Genomic DNA, 2528 nt, shown 5'->3' on the forward strand with positions numbered 1-2528 from the left:
GTCAATAAATTTGAATATATACCTGGTCTGGACCTAAAGATATTTTGATTTGCCAAAAAAGCCAATAAAAACAAAATATTAAAAAAAATTTTGACTGTCCAGAATGAATGAGTAAGCCACAAATTGGCGGTAAAAAATGTCTTCAGCTCCCTATGTCACCTGTCAGGAAATCAGCAAGTCCTATTCAGCAAAACCGCTTTTTTCCGGACTTGAGATCAGTTTTCTGGAACAGGAGCGTACCGGACTCATCGGTCCCAACGGATCTGGAAAATCGACCCTGCTCAAGATCATGGCCGGACATGAGTCCCCAGATTCAGGCAGCATCATCCTCAGGCGGGATATCCGTCTGGCCTATCTTCCTCAGACCGAAGATTTTTCCGGCTTTGCAAGTATTGAGCAGGCCCTGATGGACGCAGTTCCAATCAGGGATGCCCAGGCTTATGTCCAGGTCCAGAAGACAGCCGGCCGAATGGGTTTCTATAATCTGGATGAGCAGGTGACCACCTTGTCCGGAGGCAGACTCAAGAGGCTGGCCATGGCCAGGGTCCTGGTTCAGAAGCCTGACCTTGTCCTGCTGGACGAACCCACCAATCACCTGGATCTGGAGGGTATTCTTGTTCTGGAAAAGATCCTGTCCGGTTCGGACTTTGCCTTTATCGTGGTCAGCCATGACCGGGCTTTTCTGGAGAACATCACCACCAGGATCGTGGAACTGAACAGGATATACCCAAAAGGATATCTGGAGGTGGCAGGAAGCTATTCCCGTTTTCTGGAAAGGCGTCAGGAGTTCATCAGCTCCCAGGAACGCCTGGAACAGGGACTGGCCAACAAGACCAGAAGAGAGGTGGAATGGCTGCGCCAGGGGGTAAAGGCCAGGACTACCAAGGCCAGGTACAGGAAAGAAAAGGCCTTTGCCCTGCAGGATGAATTGAGTGAGGTCAGGTCCAGGACAAACCGGACCAAAACTGCTGAGATGGAGTTTTCAGGAACCGGCCGTAAGACCAGAAAACTGATCAAAGCTGAAAACCTGGCTTTGACCCGCCAGGAGCGCATCCTGTTTGAAGATTTGAGTTTCATCCTGTCTCCCGGGAGTTGTCTCGGCATCATGGGGCCCAATGGAGCAGGCAAGAGCAGCCTGCTGGGTCTTCTGGCCGGGGAAATGGAGCCGGACCAGGGAAGTGTTGTCCGGGCACCTGAGCTGCGGGTGGTTCTGTTTGACCAGCAAAAACAGGAGCTGGACCGCAATCAGACCCTGAAGGAGGCCCTTTGTCCCAGCGGAGACCAGGTAATATTCCAGGACCGGGCCATTCATGTTGTCACCTGGGCCAAAAAGATGCTTTTCACCCCGGAGCAGCTTGCTTTGCCCGTATCCAGACTGTCCGGCGGGGAACAGTCCAGGCTGCTCATTGCCAGACTGATGCTTGAGCCTGCTGATGTGCTTCTGCTGGACGAACCCACCAATGATCTGGACATCCCCACCCTGGAAATCCTGGAACAGAGTCTGCTGGACTTTGCAGGGGCTGTGGTCCTGATTTCCCATGACCGGATGTTTGTGGACACCTTGTGTGACCGCCTGCTTCTGGTGGACGGGACTGGAAGGACCGAGTTCTTTGCAGACTACCACCAGCTGGCCAGAGCTCGGGATGAACAGGATAAGCCAGGGCAGCCTGAGAAAAAAGAAGCCCGGTCCAGATCCAGAAAACCGACCAAGATGTCCTACAAGGACCAGCTGGAGTATGAGGCTATTGAAAAGAAAATTGAACAGGCTGAAGATAAAGTGAATGAGTTGCGCCGGGAGATGGAGATGCCGGAAGTAATGAGCGATGCATCAAGACTGGAGGAATTATACGCCAGGCTTGAACAGGCTGAAGAAAAAGCGGCAGCTCTTTATGCCAGATGGGAAGATCTAGAAAGAATTGCAGATGAATTCAGGGGGTAGATTATTTGTTTGATCATTGAATAAAAAGTCTCACGGTCTGGGGATGGGTAGCCCGATTCAAATGTTTTTTGTTTACTTGGCCTGAAGTTGAAAAAAATGGCTTTATTGGGTTTTTCTGATACCAAGCTAACTTGGTTCAGACCCATTGGCAACCTGCAGACTCTTACAGTGCCCCTTTTGAGGGTGGAACAGGCTTTCTAAGGCAAAATAACAGTCTGTTTTTGAAAATATCGTCATAGAGTTCAATAGATTAGCTCGGTCTGAACCCAAACACAGTCTCAAGCGCAGAGGCTTGGAGCGGACCTGACCAGATCCTTGAGGCAATAGATGAAAATATTTGATCTCAGCCATCGTATCGAGCCCGGCATGCCTGTGTATCCGGGTACTGAAGGCCCGGTTTTCGAACATCCTTTTGACCTGGCCAGAGACGGATTTGTGGAGATAAGGATATCGATGATGTCTCACACAGGTACCCACATGGATGCCCCGGCCCATATCCTGGACAGGGGAAAAACCCTGGACCGCATGCCCATTTCGGCGTTTTACGGACAGGGGGTATGCATTGACGTGAAAGCGGAGCAAAAGGAAA

2 protein-coding genes are annotated in these 2528 nt (G+C 50.8%); both read left to right on the forward strand.

The window, feature by feature from the left end:
* Positions 1-136 precede the first annotated feature (136 nt).
* Positions 137-1939, forward strand: a complete 1803-nt coding sequence (locus QZP87_RS13040; protein WP_291323356.1) for an ABC-F family ATP-binding cassette domain-containing protein — start codon at positions 137-139, stop codon at positions 1937-1939.
* A 327-nt stretch (positions 1940-2266) separates the two neighbouring features.
* Positions 2267-2528: cyclase family protein (locus QZP87_RS13045; protein WP_291323357.1), on the forward strand; the 262-nt coding region annotated here is incomplete at its 3' end.

This window comes from Desulfonatronospira sp., assembly GCA_003563255.1.
Lineage (GTDB): Bacteria > Desulfobacterota > Desulfovibrionia > Desulfovibrionales > Desulfonatronovibrionaceae > Desulfonatronospira.